This window comes from Gluconacetobacter sp., from assembly GCF_047721585.1.
GTDB classification, from domain to species: domain Bacteria; phylum Pseudomonadota; class Alphaproteobacteria; order Acetobacterales; family Acetobacteraceae; genus Gluconacetobacter; species Gluconacetobacter dulcium.
In genome coordinates this window covers 1-11935 of sequence record NZ_JBDNXE010000119.1, presented here as the reverse complement: position 1 = coordinate 11935, position 11935 = coordinate 1, and the positions used below count along the sequence as shown (strand labels likewise).

At 66.6% G+C, this 11935-nt stretch carries 12 protein-coding genes and 1 tRNA gene; 11 read left to right on the top strand and 2 right to left on the bottom strand.

Annotation, left to right across the window (positions count from 1 at the left end; all coding sequences use genetic code 11):
* The first annotated feature begins 243 nt into the window (after positions 1–243).
* From ABF821_RS16865 to hpf, 10 genes are all read left to right on the top strand, one after another.
* Complete coding sequence (locus ABF821_RS16865; protein WP_415530866.1) at positions 244–1533, top strand: autotransporter strand-loop-strand O-heptosyltransferase; 1290 nt, start codon at positions 244–246, stop codon at positions 1531–1533.
* A 15-nt stretch (positions 1534–1548) separates the two neighbouring features.
* Positions 1549–3687: a Hint domain-containing protein gene (locus ABF821_RS16860; RefSeq protein ID WP_415530865.1), complete on the top strand. Its 2139-nt coding sequence runs from the start codon at positions 1549–1551 to the stop codon at positions 3685–3687.
* Between the two features lie 113 nt (positions 3688–3800).
* Positions 3801–3887, top strand: a tRNA-Leu gene (locus tag ABF821_RS16855).
* Between the two features lie 210 nt (positions 3888–4097).
* Positions 4098–4727: a ribonuclease D gene (locus tag ABF821_RS16850; RefSeq protein ID WP_415530864.1), complete on the top strand. Its 630-nt coding sequence runs from the start codon at positions 4098–4100 to the stop codon at positions 4725–4727.
* Between the two features lie 70 nt (positions 4728–4797).
* On the top strand, positions 4798–5847 hold the full coding sequence (locus ABF821_RS16845; protein WP_415530863.1) for a KpsF/GutQ family sugar-phosphate isomerase: 1050 nt from the start codon (positions 4798–4800) through the stop codon (positions 5845–5847).
* Positions 5844–6617, top strand: coding sequence for an LPS export ABC transporter periplasmic protein LptC (gene lptC / locus ABF821_RS16840; protein WP_415530862.1), 774 nt, complete (start codon positions 5844–5846; stop codon positions 6615–6617). The genes ABF821_RS16845 and lptC overlap by 4 nt, the downstream gene beginning before the upstream one ends.
* The gene (locus ABF821_RS16835; RefSeq protein ID WP_415530860.1) at positions 6614–7585 is read left to right on the top strand and encodes an LptA/OstA family protein; all 972 of its coding nucleotides are present in this window, start codon (positions 6614–6616) and stop codon (positions 7583–7585) included. The genes lptC and ABF821_RS16835 overlap by 4 nt, the downstream gene beginning before the upstream one ends.
* Positions 7585–8376 carry an LPS export ABC transporter ATP-binding protein gene (gene lptB, locus ABF821_RS16830; RefSeq protein ID WP_114727799.1) on the top strand — a complete coding sequence of 264 codons (792 nt, stop codon included), beginning with the start codon at positions 7585–7587 and terminating at the stop codon, positions 8374–8376. Before ABF821_RS16835 ends, lptB begins: the two co-directional genes overlap by 1 nt.
* Positions 8377–8385: 9 nt before the next feature.
* Positions 8386–9756 carry an RNA polymerase factor sigma-54 gene (gene rpoN / locus ABF821_RS16825; protein ID WP_415530859.1) on the top strand — a complete coding sequence of 457 codons (1371 nt, stop codon included), beginning with the start codon at positions 8386–8388 and terminating at the stop codon, positions 9754–9756.
* Positions 9757–9843: 87 nt separating this feature from the next.
* The gene (gene hpf / locus ABF821_RS16820; RefSeq protein WP_182972722.1) at positions 9844–10431 is read left to right on the top strand and encodes a ribosome hibernation-promoting factor, HPF/YfiA family; all 588 of its coding nucleotides are present in this window, start codon (positions 9844–9846) and stop codon (positions 10429–10431) included.
* A 73-nt stretch (positions 10432–10504) separates the two neighbouring features.
* Here hpf and ABF821_RS16815 read toward each other — a convergent pair whose 3' ends face one another.
* Entirely contained in the window at positions 10505–10768 is a 264-nt protein-coding gene (locus ABF821_RS16815; protein WP_415530858.1) for a DUF1150 family protein, read from the bottom strand.
* Positions 10769–10900: 132 nt separating this feature from the next.
* Positions 10901–11389, bottom strand: coding sequence for an Hsp20 family protein (locus ABF821_RS16810; RefSeq protein WP_182972724.1), 489 nt, complete (start codon positions 11387–11389; stop codon positions 10901–10903).
* 176 nt (positions 11390–11565) lie between these two features.
* On the opposite strand from ABF821_RS16810, the gene ABF821_RS16805 reads away from it, so the two are divergent.
* On the top strand, positions 11566–11935 hold a 370-nt coding region (locus ABF821_RS16805), incomplete at its 3' end, for a peptide deformylase (protein WP_415530856.1).

The window sequence follows — 11935 nt, the reverse complement described above, 5'->3', positions numbered from 1 at the left end:
CAGGTACCTGTGGCCGCAAGGTCGTGGAAGTTCGAGTCTTCTTCTGGGCACCATCCATTTCGATGGATCATGATCGACCCGTCACGGTGTGACCGGTCGACTTCTCCCCCTCCCCTTCTGAATACCCGATGAGGCGCGGCGCGGCGATGCGCGCGATCCGTTCCGTCCGAACAGCCTTATGATTTTGTTTACCCAGCGGTGTTGTATCTAAAAAAACAACCGATCGCGGACGGGTATTGGCCGATGTTCGACCTCTCTTTTTCCGAACGTGCCGACCAGGGCGTGCCATCGCCGGACGTGCCTGCCCCCACGCCCTTTGGCCATGCCGCCGCCACGCCGCCGACCCAGAAGGGGGCCGAGGGGATCGTCTTCGATTTCAATCTGGGATGTCGCGTGCTGCTGCCCGCCAGGGAGGATGGACGGACATGGCACATCCGCCTGTCGGATCTGGATACCGGCAACATCCTGTTCGAACGGCGCGGCATGGAGAGCGGCCTGGTTCGCTCCAGCAAACGCTGGTACGTGCGATTCGAGATCGAGGTCTGGGTGGAAGACCCGGCCGGCGGCGACGAAACGCCGGTTCTGCGCCATGCCATGGATCTGCGCGACCGGACCGTCGTGATCCAGTTTTCCGTCGGCACGCTTGGCGACACGCTGGCCTGGATGCCCTACGCCGCGCGATTCGCGGAGCAGCACGGCGCGCGGGTCGTCTGCGCCCTGTCCGGCCTGATCCGGCCGCTTTTCGAGACGGCGTATCCGCATATCCTCTTCGTCACACCGGAGGAACTCGGCCCGCGGGAGATCACGCAGTCCGCCTATGCCACCTATTATCTCGGGCTATTCTTCGACGACGTGGCGCATGACTGGCATCCGATCGATTTCCGCCAGGTCGGCCTGCACAAGACGGCGGCCTATATCCTCGGGGTCAGCCGGGACGAGGAACCGGCCAGGATCGCGTTCGCCGACCCCGGCCGGCCGCTGGCCGAGCCTTATGTCTGCATCGCGGTCCAGGCATCGTCGCAATGCAAATACTGGAACAACCCGTTCGGCTGGGCGGAGGTCATCGCCTGGCTGAAGGGGCAGGGCTATCGCGTCGTGTGCATCGACCGCAAACCCGTCCACGGCACCGGCCTGGTGTGGAACCACATCCCCTTCGGGGTCGAGGACCAGACGGGCGACCGCCCGCTGACCGAGCGCGCGTGGTGGCTGAAACATGCGGCACTGTTCATCGGCGGCAGTTCCGGCCTGGCGTGGCTGGCCTGGTCCGCCGGATGCCCGGTGACGATGATTTCGGGCTTCACCCACCCCGACAACGAATTCGCGACACCCGGCCGCGTCATCAACTGGCACACCTGCAACGCCTGCTGGAACGACCCCCGCGAACGGTTCGACCATCAGGATTTCCTGTGGTGCCCGCGACATCGCGACACGGACCGCCAGTTCGAATGCACCCGGCTTATTCCGTCGGCTTACGTGATCCGGGTGATCGAGCGGCTTCTGCCGCCCGGACCACGTAAACCCACTGAACGATGAAAGGCGGAACCGGCCATGGCTACCGTATCCTCGACGATCCCCCAGCCCCCACCGACGATCACCAATACGGCCACGACCATTTCGGGCGGGACGTGGACGGCGTCGCTCGATCCCAGCGGCGCCACCGTCTATAGCAGCGGTTCCACAACCGTCAGCGGTCCGGTCAATCTGTGGGGGACCGCCATCCTCAACGTGAACAGCGGCGCCGTCGTCTCCGGCCTGACCGCCGTCGCCCGCTACGGCAACGTCGGCCCGACGATCAATGTCAGCGCCGGCGGCACCATCGAGAATTCCTATACCGCGAACGGCTATCTCAACGTCTATTCCGGTGGCATCACGCAGAACAATACCTACGAATCGGAAGTCACCAAGATCTATTCCGGCGGTTCGTCCACCAAAGACGTTTTCACCGAATCCGATATGTCGGGCTGGACATCGGGCACGCTCAACGGCACCGCCTTCGCCGGCGGTGACGGCACCAGCTACGTCTATGTCTATGCCGGCGGCAGCATCGCGGCGCCCAGCGTCGTCAACCAGTCCCTGACGGTCAACAAGGGCGCCTCCTACGAGTCCGCGACCACGCCGGCCGCGCCGCCGGTGATCACCAATAGCGCCACGACCATTTCGGGCGGAATTTGGACCGCCTCGCGCGATCCCAGCGGCGCCACCGTCTATAGCAGCGGTTCCACCACCGTCGCCGGTCCGGTCAATCTGTGGGGGACCGCCATCCTCAACGTGACCAGCGGCGCCGTCGTCTCCGGCCTGACCGCCGTCGCCCCCTACGGCAACGTCGGCCCGACGATCAATGTCAGCGCCGGCGGCACCATCGAGAATTCCTATACCGCGAACGGCTATCTCAACGTCTATTCCGGTGGTGTCACGCAGAACAATACCTACGAATCGGAAGTCACCAACATCCTTTCCGGCGGTTCGTCCACCAACGATGTCTTCACCGAATCCTATATGTCTGGCTGGACATCGGGCATGCTCAACGGCACCGCCTTCGCCGGCGGCGATGGAACCGCCAGCGTCACCGTCGCCGCCGGCGGCAGCATCTCGACGCCGACCGTCGTCAACCAGACCCTGGCGGTCAACAAAGGTGCCTCCTACGAAGCCTGCTTCCTGGCCGGCACCATGATCCGGACGCCGACCGGCGAGGTCGCGGTGGAAGAGCTTTCGACCGGCGACACCATCCTGGCCTATGTCGACGGCCAGCCGGTCGCGCGCACGATCGTCTGGGCCGGCATGGCGCGCGTCCATGTCCGTCCGCGCCCGGCCGGGGACGAAGCCGGCTGGCCGCTGCGCATCGTGAAGGACGCCTTCGCCGACGGCGTGCCTTACAAGGACATGCTGATCACCTCGGAACATTGCCTGTTCTTCGACGGGGCATTCGTGCCGGCCCGCATGTTGGTCAACGGACAGTCGATCTTCTACGACCGCTCCATCCCCGCCTATGCCTATTACCATATCGAGACCGAGGACCATGCCGTCGTCATGGCCGACGGCGTGCTGACCGAAAGCTATCTGGATACCGGAAACCGCGAGGTCTTCCGGCAGCATGGGCGGATCGCCAGCCTGGCCCCCGACCGCGCCCTGACCTGGAACGACGCGGCCTGCCCGCTGGATGTCAGCCGCGCCTTCGTCGAGCCCCTGTTCCGGCGGGTCGCGGCCCGCGCCGCGCAGATCGGCGCGCCGACGCGCGGGCCGGACCACGTCCTGACCGACGAGATGGACCTGCATCTGGTCACCGGCGCGGGCGCCATCATCCGGCCCGTCCGCCAGAACGGCGCGCACGTCATGTTCATGCTCCCCGCCGATATCCAGGAGGTCCGCATCGTGTCGCGCGCCAGCAGGCCCAGCGATGTCATCGGCCCCTTCGTCGATGACCGCCGCCATCTGGGCGTGCTGATCGGCGAGATCACGCTCTTTGAAGGCAGCCACTCGACCGAGGTGACCGCCCATCTGAGCGCGAACGAACGGCATGGCTGGAGCACGTCCGGACAGGAGAAGCTGCGCTGGACCACGGGGAACGCCATCCTGCCGCTGGGCGCGCATCGATCGGAGCGCATGGCCCTGCTGGCCCTGGAGGTCAGGGCGGGCGGGCCGTACTTCGTCCCCGAGACGGATGCGGACGCCGTCGCGCGCATCGCCTGACGGATCGGCGGGGCGGCGTCCTGTCCTGTAAGGAATTATGAACATACGGAGTTGACCGCTCCGTATGTTCAGGTTAAACGCCCCTCACCACCCCGGAAACGGGGGCCTTCTAAGCCCAGATGGCGGAATTGGTAGACGCGCAGGTTTCAGGTACCTGTGGCCGCAAGGTCGTGGAAGTTCGAGTCTTCTTCTGGGCACCATCTCTTCAGCCGGATCAGCGACATCGCCCGTTCGGGCGTCACGAGGCCCTCGGGCGTTTGCCCCCCCTCGCGCAACGGCACTTCCGATATTATATGTCCGTCACTGCCCCGGCAGCCGCGCATGCCGGCGCCGACATGCGTCTTGCGGATTGGAATCATGGACCGTTCTTTCATTTTCCGTCGTCATGCCCGCCGCGCGGAGGCCCACGCATGATCGCTACCGCGCCCACGATCCATCTGCATCGCGGCGATCTGCCGGACGACGTGACGTTCCACGGCCTCGTCGCCGTCGATACCGAGACGATGGGACTGAAGCCGCATCGCGACCGCCTGTGTCTGGTGCAGATCTCGGCCGGGGACAATTCCGCCCATCTGGTGCAGATCCTGCCCGGTACCCCCTGCCCCAACCTCGCCCGGCTGATGGCCGACCCCGCCATCACCAAGCTGATGCATTTCGCGCGGTTCGACGTGGCGATCCTTCAGCACGCGCTCGGCATCACCGTCGCGCCGGTCATCTGCACCAAGATCGCCTCCAAACTGGTCCGCACCTTCACCGACCGCCACGGGCTGGCGCAACTCTGCCGCGAATTGCTGGGGGTGGACCTGAGCAAGCAGCAGCAGACATCAGACTGGGGTGCCCCGGACCTGACGCCCGAGCAGAAAGCCTACGCCGCGTCGGACGTGCTGTATCTGCATGCGCTGTGGGCCATGCTGGAGGCACTCCTGCACCGCGAGGGCCGGCGCGACCTGGCCCAGTCCTGCTACGATTTTCTGCCCGCCCGCGCGCGGCTGGACCTGCTGGGATACGAAGAGCCGGACATCTTCGCCCACCGGGCATGAAACCCCTTTCCCCCGCGCGCTCCATCGTTCCGTTTGACCTGGACCGCCGCCATGGCAATACACCTCTGGCATGACCCAATCCGCCCCTCCCATCGGTAGTGCTTCCGATTCCGGCCAGTCCGACGCGGACATCGCGGCCGCGTGCCGGGTGCTGGCGCGCGAGACCGACGGGCTGATGCAGATGGCGGCCGCCCTGCGCGCCCCCGCGCGCGACGGCGACGACACGCCGCCCCTGGGCGAGACATTCACGCGGACGATCGCGGCCTTCTCCACCCTGGCCGGGCGCGTCGTCGTTACCGGTATCGGCAAGTCCGGGCAGATCGGCCGCAAGATCCAGTCCACGCTGGCCTCCACGGGCACGCCATCGGTCTTCGTCCATCCGTCGGAAGCCTCGCACGGCGACCTGGGGATGCTCCAGCCGGGCGATGCGGTGCTGGCCCTGTCCAATTCGGGCGAAACGGCGGAACTGGCCGACATCGTGGCGCATACGCGGCGCTACGGGCTGCTGCTGGTGGCGATCACGACACGCATCGAATCCACGCTGGCGCGCGCCGCCGACATCCCCCTCATCATCCCCGATGCGCCGGAAGCCTGCCCGATGGGCCTGGCCCCCACCACCTCGTCGATGATGCAACTGGCGCTGGGCGATGCCCTGGCGGTGGTCCTGCTGGAGCGGCGGGGATTTTCCGCGACCGAGTTCAGCATCTTTCATCCCGGCGGGCGGCTGGGCACCCGGCTGCGCCGCGTCGCCGACCTGATGCATCGCGGCGGCATCATGCCGCTGGGCACGCCGGACACCTCGCTGCGCCAGGTCATCATGGAAATGACGCGCAAGGCGTTCGGCTGCATGGGCGTGGTCGGCGCCGACGGCAGGCTGTGCGGGCTGATCACCGACGGCGATCTGCGCCGCGTCCTGGACCGCGACCTGGACCTTACCCGCGCGGCGGAGATCATGAACACCGAGCCCCTGACCACCGGGCCGGACGTGCTGGCGGCCGAGGCGCTGCGGCTGATGAATGCGCGCGCCCGCCCGATCACCAGCCTGTTCGTGCTGGATGGCGACAGGGTGCCGGTCGGCATCCTCCATGTTCATGACCTGCTGCGCGCGGGCGTGGCATGAGTGCGCCCCCGCCCTCCGACGGCAAAGGCCCGCCCCGGCGCGAGGATTTCGCGCGCTCCGCCGATCAGGTCGCGCGGCAGCGGTCGGCGCTGCGCCAGGATACGTCCCGGCTGCGGCGGGTGCTCCGGCCCGACGACATCGCCCGGCGCCAGCGTCTGGTCCGCTGGGCCAAATGGGCCTTGCCGGCGGCGGCCCTGCTGCTGCTGGGGTCGATCGCGGTGTGGCCGGCCGTGGACCGGCTGATCAACATGCAGCGCGGTGCCCTGCGCGAGATGGAAAACCTGCGCGTGTCCAGCGGCAGCATGCTCGGCGCCGTCTATCGGGGGCTGGACGAGCACGACCGGCCATTCATGATCACCGCCGACCAGGCCCAGCAGATCGGGCCGGACCGCATCAACCTGACCCGCCCGGCCGCCGACACCCAGACCCAGGGCGGGGACTGGATGATGGTCAGCGCCGCCCAGGGCGTGTATCTGCAACGGGAACAGGTACTGGATCTGACGCAGGACGTATCGCTCTACCGCGAGGACGGCGTGATCATGACCGGGGTCACCGCCGATATGGATCTCAGGCAGGGCATCATCGCCTCCGACCAGTGGGTGCATGCCGAAGGCCCGTTCGGCATGCTGGACGCGCAGGGCTTCCTGCTGTCGCAGCATGAAGGGGTCGCCCAGTTCCGTGGTCCGGGGCGGCTGATCCTGAACGATGACGCCCATGCCGGCCCCGCGCCGGCCCCTCCCCAAGCCTCCCAGACGGAGCCCAGTCGATGACCGCCCCCGCAAAGGTCGCCTCCGCGTTCCTGTTCCTCGGCGCCTCGGCGTTCCTTCTTCCCATGGGCCTTCCTATGGGCGGCGCGCGCGCCCAGGCCATCGACCTGTCGCATGGCGGCCAGATCAACGTCACGGCGGCCGGCGGATTCGACTGGGACCAGAAGACCCAGACCGTCACCGCCTATGACAAGGCGCAGGCCACCAGGGGCAACGTCACCGTGACCGCCGACCGGCTGATCGCCTTCTATCGCAAGAAGGCCGCGACCGGCGCGGCCGCCCCTGCCGAGCCTGCGGCCCAGCCCGCCGCCGATGGCGCGCAGGGCATGGAGGCCGGGTCGGGCGCCAATGAGGTCTATCGTCTCAACGCGCTGGGGCATGTCCATATCTTCACCGATACCGATCAGGCGTGGGGGGACAAGGCGGTCTATGACATCGACCAGGCGGTCATGGTCCTGACCGGCAAGGGGCTGAAACTGACCACCCCGCAGGATGTCCTGACGGCCCGGGATTCGATGGAATATTATTCCCAGACCCGGATGTCGGTCGGCAGGGGCGATGCCACGGTCACCACCAATGACGGGCGGCAGATCCGGGCCGATGTGCTGGTCGGCTACAGCGCGCCGAACCAGCCGGCGGCGCAACCTGCCTCCCCGCAACCCGCCGGGCATGGCTCGGAGCCATTGACCGGTTCGGGGAAGCTGGAAAAAGTGAACGCATTCGGCCATGTGTTCGTCCGCACGCAGACCGAGACCGTGACCGGCGACCGTGGCGTCTACGTTCCCGACACGGGAATCGCGCGGATTGTCGGCAACGTGCATATCACGCGGGGCCAGAACCAGATCAGCGGAGCGGCGGCAATCGTGAACATGCGCACCGGAATCGCCACGATGACCGAACGGCCGGGCGGACGGGTCAGCGGCCTGATCGTCCCCAACGAGGCCAATCCCCCTCCTGCCGGAACCCACTGATGAACGACATCCCCTACGCCCTGTCCGACGAGGCGAAAAATGCCGCCGGGGCTTCCTTCGGCAGCGCCCTCAGCGGATTGATCGCCAACGGCATCGGCAAGAGCTACAAGAAGCGCCCCGTCGTCCGGAACGTCTCGATCCAGGTCAATCGCGGCGAGGCCGTCGGCCTGCTTGGCCCCAACGGCGCGGGCAAGACCACCAGCTTCTACATGATCGTGGGGCTGGTCCAGCCCGACAGCGGCTCGATCACCCTGGACGGCACCGATATCACGCGCCTGCCGATGTATCGCCGTGCCCGCCTGGGCATCGGCTACCTGCCGCAGGAAGCCAGCATCTTCCGGGGCCTGAATGTCGAGCAGAACATCATGGCGGCGCTGGAAGTCGTGGAGTCCGATCCCGACCGGCGCGAGGAAATGCTGACCGGCCTGCTGGGCGAGTTCGGGATTTCTCACCTGCGCCGTTCGCCTTCGCTGGCGCTCTCGGGCGGCGAGCGGCGGCGGCTGGAAATCGCCCGCGCCCTGGCCAGCCAGCCGCATTACATCCTGCTCGACGAACCCCTGGCCGGCATCGACCCGATCGCGGTGGGTGAAATCCGCGATCTGGTCTCGCACCTCAAGGATCGCGGGATCGGCGTGCTGATCACCGACCACAATGTCCGCGAGACGCTGGAAGTGATCGACCGCGCCTATATCATGCATAGCGGCCAGGTGCTGATGGAAGGCCGCCCCGAGGAGATCGTCGCCAACGAGGACGTGCGGCGCGTCTATCTTGGAGAAAATTTCTCCCTTTGACCGCCCGTCATGACGATCGGACCCAAGCTTGCCCTCCGGCAGGCCCAATCCCTGGTCATGACGCCGCAATTGCGGCAGGCGATCCTGCTGCTGCAACTCTCCAATCTCGACGCGTGGTCCGTGGTCGAGCAGGAGATGGAGCGCAACCCCCTGCTGGAGCGCCCCGAGCCGGCCGACGTGCCATTGCCGGCCTTCGAGGGCATACCGCGCCAACCCGTTCTGCCCACGCTCGGCGCGTCCCGGACTCCGGGCACATGGCACGATTCGCAGGATGGGTTGGCCGGCCCCGCCCCCCCGCTGCACGAACGGCTGGCGGAGCAGGTGCGGCTGTCAGCCTTCGATGCCGACGAGCGGCGGATCGCCGCCCACCTGATCACCCTGCTGGATGCCGACGGCCGGCTGGCCACGCCTTCCGCTGATATCGCCCAGGCGCTCGGCTTCGCCCCCCAGGGCAACGGAGCGGCGCGGGTCGAGCGGGTGCGCCTGGCCATGATGCAGTTCGACCCGACCGGCCTGTTCGCCCACGATCTGGGCGAGTGCCTGGCCGCGCAACTGCGCGAGCGCGACCGGCTGGACCCGGCGATGGCCATGCTGCTGCGGCACCTGGACCTGCTGGCCCGGCGCGACCTGCGCCGGCTGCGCACCCTGTGCGGCGTCGATCAGGACGATCTGACGGCCATGATCGCGGAAATCCGCGCCCTGTCGCCCCGCCCGGCGCTGGATGCGACGGCACCCGAAGCCTGCATCATCGTACCGGATATCCTGATGCTGCCGGCAGCGGACGATGACTGGATCATCGAACTCAATCCCGACACCATGCCGCGCGTCGTGGTCAATTCGGCCCTGACCCTGCGCACCACGCTGCGGGCCGCGGACCGCCCCTTCCTGACCGAACGCCTGGCCAGCGCCAACTGGCTGGTCCGCGCGCTTCAGCAGCGGGCCGAAACCATCATCCGCGTGGCCACCGCCATCATGCGCCGCCAGAGCGAGTTCCTGGCCCACGGGGTCAGTCACCTGCGGCCGCTGGTGCTCCGCGATATCGCCGAGGCGGTCGGGCTGCATGAAAGCACCGTGAGCCGGGTGACGGCGAACAAATACATCGCCACCCCACGCGGCCTGTTCGAACTGAAATATTTCTTCACCACCGCCATCGCTGGGCGCACGGGCAGCGGCGACCATAGCGCCGAGGCCGTGCGGCACCGGATCAAGGCCCTGATTTCACAGGAATCCGATCGGGACATCCTCTCCGACGATGCAATTGTGAACGAATTAAGAAAGGAAGGAATAGACATCTCCCGCCGAACCGTGGCCAAATACCGCGATGCGCTGAGGATACCCAATTCGGCGCAGAGAAAACGGGAAAAGGCTTTCGAAGCCTGACGCCATGCCCGGTGGAACGCGCATTATGGACCGCCGGCACGGTTCCGTCCGGTTTCGGACGCTCCTCTATGCAAGGGGTGATGTCACATGCAGATCAATGTCGCTGGCAAACAGATCGACCTCTCCGACGCCCTGAAAAACCGTGTTACGGGCCATCTCGACCGGCTTGCCGACAAATATTTCGATCGCGCCCTGGAAGCCCAGGTCACCTTCAGCCGCGCGCGGTCCTTCTTTACCTGTGATATCAATCTTCACGCCGCGCGGGGCCTGACCCTGCGGGGCGAGGGCGAGGGCACGGATGCCCATGGCGCCTTCGACGATGCCGCCGAACACATGGCCCGCCGCCTGCGCCGCTATCGCGAGCGGGTCAACGACCATATCCGCACCCTGCCCCGCCGCAAATCACCGGAAATGGGGCGCAGCTACATCCTCCGCCCCTCCGACGATTCCGGGCTGGCGGCGGACGGCGCGGCGCAGGATTCCGGCGCCCACGCCACCATCATTGCCGAACGCCCGTCGGAAATCGCCACGCTGAGCGTCAGCGAGGCGGTGATGCGCCTCGATCTGGCGGCCTCTACCCTGCTGATGTTCCGCAACAGCATCAGCGAGCAGATCAACGTGATCTATCGCCGGCAGGACGGCAATATCGGCTGGCTGGACCCTTCCCCCGGCTGACGCCGGGGGCAACCCCGCTGCCGGGACGATCGGGAATCGTCCCGCCAGCGGACGGTGTGGCTCGGTGCAGCGTTCAGTGCAGCAGGGCGGGCACCATCTCGTGTTGCAGGATCGCCTCCACGGCCGTCTCCTGGTCCTCGGTCAGGGCCATCGGGGTTCCGTCCGCCGCGTGGATGGCAAATGCATCTTCCCCCTCGATGATCACGGGTTTGATGTAGGCGACCCGCGAAACCCCAAGTGCCCGCATCTGGATATCCGTCAGATGACGCACATCGGCGGCGATCGGCGTATGGTCGGCCTGAAGCACGACCTGCCCGTTCTGTGTCGTAATTCTCATGATCCGATCCTCCGTAAGGACGATTCCCCATCATGCGGCGATCGTCCCGTTGGCCAGCGTGCCCGTCATGTCATTGTTCGCGGGCTGCCGGCCATGTCGATTGCTGGAGATCATTCACGGCCCGTGGGCCGCTCAATCGTCCTCAAGCGCCCGCACGACACGCTGTGGGCGGGCCTTTGGCAGGTCGATCTCGGTCGGTGCGCCGCCCGAACGGCCCTGCGTGATCTCGATCAGCTTCACGCGGACTTCCGGCTGCGGCCTTACCAGATCGATATGGAGCAGGCCGTTATCAAGCCATGCCCCGCTGACCTCGATCCCCTCGGCCAGCACGAACGCCTTCTGGAACTGCCGCGCGGCAATGCCCCGATGCAGGAAAACGCGTCCCTGCGTGTCGTCGGTCTGCCGTCCACGGATGACGAGCTGATTGTCTTCCTGCGTGATTTGCAGATCGTCCATCACGAACCCCGCGACCGCCAGCGAGATCCGGAGCGACGTGGCGTTCAGTTGCTCGATATTATATGGGGGATAGCCATCGGCCGCCCCTTTCGACGCACGTTCCAACATCTGTTCCAGATGGTCAAACCCCAGAAACATGGGGGATCCAAAAAGTCTACCCGACATCAAGGCCTCCTCAACCGAGCGAGACGATCACGCGGACCCGCCTTCGGCGCCCGCGTCGTCATGATATGGGACGCCCGGCCCGTTTCGCAAGACCGTGTGGGAACGCCGCGCCGCCATGCCGCCTGACGCGCGCGTTCCCACTGGCGCGCGCGCGCCAGGATCGCTACATCGCCCCTATGATCAGTCACGACGAAATCGCCGCCGCCACGCCCATGCCGATCCTGGTGGCCCCGCAGGCCATCCTGCGCCAGAAGACCCGCCTGGTCCGGCCCGAGGACGAGCCGATGCTGCGCGATGCCCTGCCCCGCATGTTCGCCGCGATGTACGCGGCGCCGGGCATCGGCCTGGCCGCGCCGCAGGTCGGCATGGGCCTGCGCTTCGCCATCGTCGATCTGGGCGAGGAACGGCAGCGCGAACCGCTGGTCCTGATCAACCCCGAAGTGATCGCGGAATCGGAGACCCTCGTCTCACGCGAGGAAGGGTGCCTGTCACTGCCCAACCAGTATGCCGAGGTCGTCCGCCCCCAGCAGGTGCGCGTCCGCTACC

Bases quoted from the DNA above. Each gene is read 5' to 3' on its own strand.
- ABF821_RS16865 (WP_415530866.1), top strand. From the start codon at position 244: ATGTTCGACCTCTCTTTTTCCGAACGTGCCGACCAGGGCGTGCCATCG.
- ABF821_RS16860 (WP_415530865.1), top strand. From the start codon at position 1,549: ATGGCTACCGTATCCTCGACGATCCCCCAGCCCCCACCGACGATCACC.
- ABF821_RS16850 (WP_415530864.1), top strand. From the start codon at position 4,098: ATGATCGCTACCGCGCCCACGATCCATCTGCATCGCGGCGATCTGCCG.
- ABF821_RS16845 (WP_415530863.1), top strand. From the start codon at position 4,798: ATGACCCAATCCGCCCCTCCCATCGGTAGTGCTTCCGATTCCGGCCAG.
- lptC (WP_415530862.1), top strand. From the start codon at position 5,844: ATGAGTGCGCCCCCGCCCTCCGACGGCAAAGGCCCGCCCCGGCGCGAG.
- ABF821_RS16835 (WP_415530860.1), top strand. From the start codon at position 6,614: ATGACCGCCCCCGCAAAGGTCGCCTCCGCGTTCCTGTTCCTCGGCGCC.
- lptB (WP_114727799.1), top strand. From the start codon at position 7,585: ATGAACGACATCCCCTACGCCCTGTCCGACGAGGCGAAAAATGCCGCC.
- rpoN (WP_415530859.1), top strand. From the start codon at position 8,386: ATGACGATCGGACCCAAGCTTGCCCTCCGGCAGGCCCAATCCCTGGTC.
- hpf (WP_182972722.1), top strand. From the start codon at position 9,844: ATGCAGATCAATGTCGCTGGCAAACAGATCGACCTCTCCGACGCCCTG.
- ABF821_RS16815 (WP_415530858.1), bottom strand. From the start codon at position 10,768: ATGAGAATTACGACACAGAACGGGCAGGTCGTGCTTCAGGCCGACCAT.
- ABF821_RS16810 (WP_182972724.1), bottom strand. From the start codon at position 11,389: ATGTCGGGTAGACTTTTTGGATCCCCCATGTTTCTGGGGTTTGACCAT.